Annotated in this window: 2 protein-coding genes; both read left to right on the forward strand. The window is 38.9% G+C overall.

Annotated elements, in window-relative coordinates:
- Positions 1 to 86: 86 nt before the first annotated feature.
- Positions 87 to 1,400 (forward strand): type VI secretion system ImpA family N-terminal domain-containing protein, encoded by a 1,314-nt coding sequence (locus AB4323_RS23125; protein WP_102429258.1) that lies wholly within the window; start codon positions 87 to 89, stop codon positions 1,398 to 1,400.
- A gap of 61 nt (positions 1,401 to 1,461) precedes the next feature.
- Positions 1,462 to 4,854, forward strand: coding sequence for a type VI secretion system membrane subunit TssM (gene tssM / locus AB4323_RS23130; RefSeq protein WP_372153452.1), 3,393 nt, complete (start codon positions 1,462 to 1,464; stop codon positions 4,852 to 4,854).
- Positions 4,855 to 4,876: the final 22 nt, after the last annotated feature.

Raw genomic sequence — 4,876 nt, forward strand, 5'->3', positions numbered from 1 at the left:
AATATAAATAAAAAACAAGCGAGGCTAAATTTATTAGTTATCGCTAAATTTCGATTTCGTTATATATACAGTTGGATATCAAGATTATGTTCTCCTCAGATTTCACAAGACGGCCTATTGACGAAGAAAAGCCTAGCGGAACTAACCCAAACGCATTAGATGATTTTACAGAGATAAAACGTCAAATTAATAACCTTAATAAGGTGACAGGGAGAGTCTCTTGGAAAAAGGTTCAGTCTCTTTCAAAAACGATACTTTCGAAAAACAGCAAAGATTTCCGTTGTAGTTGCTACTTTACTGTCGCAGCAACACATAATGATGGCTTAAAAGGTTTAGCTGAAGGACTCAGTTCTATTCTGGACTTATGCGTCGTTTATTGGTTTACCGCATATCCAGAAGTTACAAAATCAAACGCAAGGATTGGAGCGATAGACTGGATGGTTGAACACACAGAAAAACGAATAAAGTCGATTAAAACAAACCCCGACGACGTACTGCTGATCGAAACTTGCCATCGCTTATGTATGAGAATTGAAGAAGAACTAAGACTACATTACGGTATAAAAGCACCTTCATTAGGTGGGGTACGTCGAATCTTAAAGCAATGGGTTGATGAACATAAAGAGACCGAAGCAAACCTGCGCGAAGCAGAGAATCAACGAAAGTACCGAGCTCCAGAAGAAAATAAACAACCAACACCAGTGGCTCAACCATCAACCATTAAAATTGATGTGTCAAATAAGCAATCTGCAACAACATCGAAAGTCGACGATAAAACACCCTCTAATTATTTAGTCGTCTACCTGTTAGCCGGATTTCTTGCTTTAGCATTGTCCTCTCACTTCTTTTATAAGCAATACCAACTAAAAGATCTGACTAAACAAATCATCACATCTGATATCTCACAACTTAATGAAATAGCACATTCATTAAGATATGAATATGCTCCTATTTCTCAAGATGTTAGACCTAATGTCGTAAACCAATTAGACACACTAATGAAAGGTTGGGTTGCCGATCCAATCAAAGTGTATCAGATCGATATTTTAGACCGATTGACGCTTGATTTGACCAAGCTGTATCCGGACTCGTCTTCTATTCTACGATTACGCCAAGAGTTCACCAATGAACAAGAAAAGTTAAACACAGATTACGCCCAACTTCACCGACGCTTTTCTAACGCCAGGACTGTATTTGCGAATGTAATTAGAGGAAGTGAAAGTAAAAAGACAGCACGAGCTTATGAGTACAGTAACTCTCTTTTTCCATTGATTGGCCGCATTGAATATGCAGAAAAAGAACAACAACAAAAAGAACTACAGAAATCTCTTCGGATACTGAACGTCTATTTACACAAAATAAAAACCTTAGAATCAGATCTGTCAGCAAATAAACCGTAAAACTCATAAAACCGTCTTAAGACTCGGTATTACAACAAACTCAAAACAACGAAATAGGCTTATGTTAAAACACAAACTAATGAGGAACCCTGTTGTTATATCAACGGCCATTTTCCTCTTTCTTGCTGCTACGATCGCTGCAATCTATATCCTTTGGCTAGATATAACAGACAAGTTTTACCTATGGATTGCTTTAGGTGCTATAACAATTTTCTATTCGTTGTTTCAGGTAACGTTGTGGCTAAAAAAGAAAAACAACACTAAAGCCCTAATGCTGGAAACAGAAGAAGAAGCATTAGCCATGGTCATCCGTCCGCTTCTTTCTGGTTCCAATAAAAAGCCAATCTATTTAATGATTGGCAATAAATACGCGGGTCGAACTCAGTTTCTACTTAACTCCAGTGCAATCAAGCCAATGGATCAGACTCGTACTGCAAAGAATGATTTTTTCGAATGGTATGAGTCAGACTCCGCCGTGTATATCAAACCGGATCAACGCCTATTGTTTCAAGAAGTATCAAGTAACGATAGCGCTCTGTGGAACACATTTGTAGATGAGGTCATTAAACACAAGCCTAGAAAGCCATTTTCTGGTTGCTTGTTTTTTATCGATTTTGAATTTCTAATTGTCTCTGAAACCGAACAAATCGATTACACGTTAACCGCGCTTAACCATCGATTAGAATCAGTAAGTGAAAAAACATCTTCAGCGATCCCTTTATATTTAATGATGTCTAAGCTCGACAAGCTAGAAGGATTTAAGGAATACATACACTTTAGTTCTTTAAAGACCTCGGTTGAATTTCTATCAATTCCATTAAAGGAAGCTAAAGGTGTATTTGTTGAGTACTACCATGATAGCTTCCGTAATTTAGTAAAAGTAATGGAGAGCAATGCGTTAGATTCGTCGTCTCACTCTAATGAAGTTAACGAGAAGCAAGCCATATTAGCATTCCCTAAACAATTCGAATTGTGTCAGTCTGAAATTGCTTCTGTGATAGAACGACTTTCAGAACTCAATACTGGGTCTTATTCTCTTGATATCCGTGAAGTGTTTTTTATATCGAATATCCAAGGTGGTAGAAAATACAACCTATTAGCTAAGAGTTGCAGCAACTACTTTAACTTGCCGATCATTGCGTCGGAACATACTCAGTTAACAGAAACGCCCTATTTTACGCGTTTCTTAATGGACTCTCAGATCCTGCCTGAATCTGATTTCGCAGGTGAAAACAAGACTTACCTTAGGATGATCCAGAGGCAGAGCCGTCTAGCCGTTGCAGCTTCCATTATTTTACTAGGTAGTGGTGCTTACCTGTTTTCAACGACTTTAGATGACAACCTGAGAGTGATTAGTCAGCTTATTGGTATAGATGATTCACAATCGTCTTACCCAAAAGGCAATTCTTTTGAAAGTTCTCTTTCAAGTGCGATCCAAACTGTACAACCATCTTATCAAGCATGGCTTAGTGGCTCACAAGCGCTAGATAATGAACTTGTGAATATGAATGTAAGTCGTCTCGATGAAAGTACGAAAATCGCTTATAACGCCCTCATAATGCAAATTAGAAACCACTTAATGCCAGTAATTGAGCAAGGTTATCGTTTGCAACTAACACAAAATCAAGACAACGTTAATAATGCACTGCCTTTACTAAAAGGTTACTTAATGTTGAATGATCCTACAAAACGCGAGATAAAATTTCTACGTCAGCAAACGATGTCAACGCTCCAAAAACTCAGTGATCAACCAGACACGATCACGACAGTGATGAAATATTTGGACGCATATTTCCGCACTGATTTTGAACCTGTATCGATCAACATGAATATGGTGCGTGCGACAAGACGTTCTCTACTCTCTAGTTCAAATGTAGATCTTGTGTACGCCAGCTTGTTACAACAAGCAGGTGACATTGATTTAGGCACTTTGAATTTACAGCGAGCAGTCGGTTTCGACTTTAATAATGTCTTCAACGACAACTTGGATCCTCAACGATTAGAAATCGATAAAGTTTACACATCTACAGGCTTCAGTACGTTTTACCGCCCTCGCGTCGATTTAATGTCGCAACAAGTCATCACCGACAACTGGGTATTGGGTTTGTCAAACCACGTAATCCCAACAGACAAAGAACAAGAGACATTCAAGAAGCAAGTAAGAAAAAAATATACGGATGACTACATCAGTTATTGGCGAAATGCTTTAAGCGAACTAAAAGTAAAGCGTTATAACAATATAGGGGAGATTACTAACGCCATTGATCTGATCTCTGGTCCCTCTTCTCCTATGACAACCGTTCTAAAACAAGTTTATACAAACACTCAGTTTTCCCCGGTTGGACAACAGAATGCATTAATGGCCCAGGTTAACCCTAAACTTGCTGGTGCCGTAAATGCAGCACCAGAACTCGTTGAAGAACTTGTTCAACCTGACTACTTGTTGATGAAAAGAGTTGAACAAGCTTTCCACATCTTGAATCAATTACAAATTAACGAAACCCCTAACTCCCCTACACCATGGGATGAAACGATAACTGCACTGAGCAGAGTTCGTACGTATATGAAAGATATAGCAGACGCACCGGCCCCTCAAATGGCAGCGTTGTCTGCAGCACAACACCGGATGAGTAGTACGGATGCCGATCCTCTGATTCGTTTAAAACAAATTGCACAAAAATCTCCTGAGCCAGTAAGAAGTTGGCTTTTAGACGTAGTTAACCAGAGCTGGTCCGTGATGATTTCTGAATCATCAAAAGGAATACAGACTCTTTGGTATAGTGAGATCTATTCTAAGTTCAAAGAGTTAGGTTTAGGAAGGTACCCTTTTGATCTAAGTGCAACAGAAGAAATTTCGATCGAAGACTTTGAGCTGCTTTTCGCATCGGGAGGCTTGCTTGATGCATTTATCGATAAAAATTTCGCTCCTTTTTATGACACAAACCTATGGACGCCAAAACAAGTAGAAGGTGAAATTATGCCTCTCTCACCAGAACTACTTGTTCAGTTAAGAAATTACAATGTCATCAGAGATACACTAATCAACAAGAGTACAAACCGTTTGTACCTTCCATTTAGTGCGAAGGTACTTGATCTGGATTCGAGTGCGATCAGAGCAAGCTTAAAAATAGCGGACTCAAATATCAACTATTACCATGGTCCCAGCAGAATTCGTGAACTTGAGTGGCCTCCTCAAAATGGAGATTTCAATATCAGTATAACAATTCAAGATGTAACAGACGAAGGTAAACAACATGTACTGAGCAAGAATGGTCAATGGGCTATCTATCGGTTATTTGGTGACTCAACGTTAACAAATACCCATAACGGTAGCTTCGTGAGTGATATAAAAGTATCAGGCAGAGATCTGAGCTTGCGAATCACTCCTTTGACTCAGAAAAACCCGTTTACGTTAGCGGAGCTGTATAACTTCACTCTACCCGAAGCCATATAGTAAAAATACAAATACAAATACA

Source organism: Vibrio sp. 10N.261.52.C11 (assembly GCF_041471405.1).
Classification (GTDB): domain Bacteria; phylum Pseudomonadota; class Gammaproteobacteria; order Enterobacterales; family Vibrionaceae; genus Vibrio; species Vibrio crassostreae_C.

Excerpts from the sequence above, each read along its gene's own strand:
- AB4323_RS23125 (WP_102429258.1), top strand. The coding sequence starts at position 87 with ATGTTCTCCTCAGATTTCACAAGACGGCCTATTGACGAAGAAAAGCCT.
- tssM (WP_372153452.1), top strand. The coding sequence starts at position 1,462 with ATGTTAAAACACAAACTAATGAGGAACCCTGTTGTTATATCAACGGCC.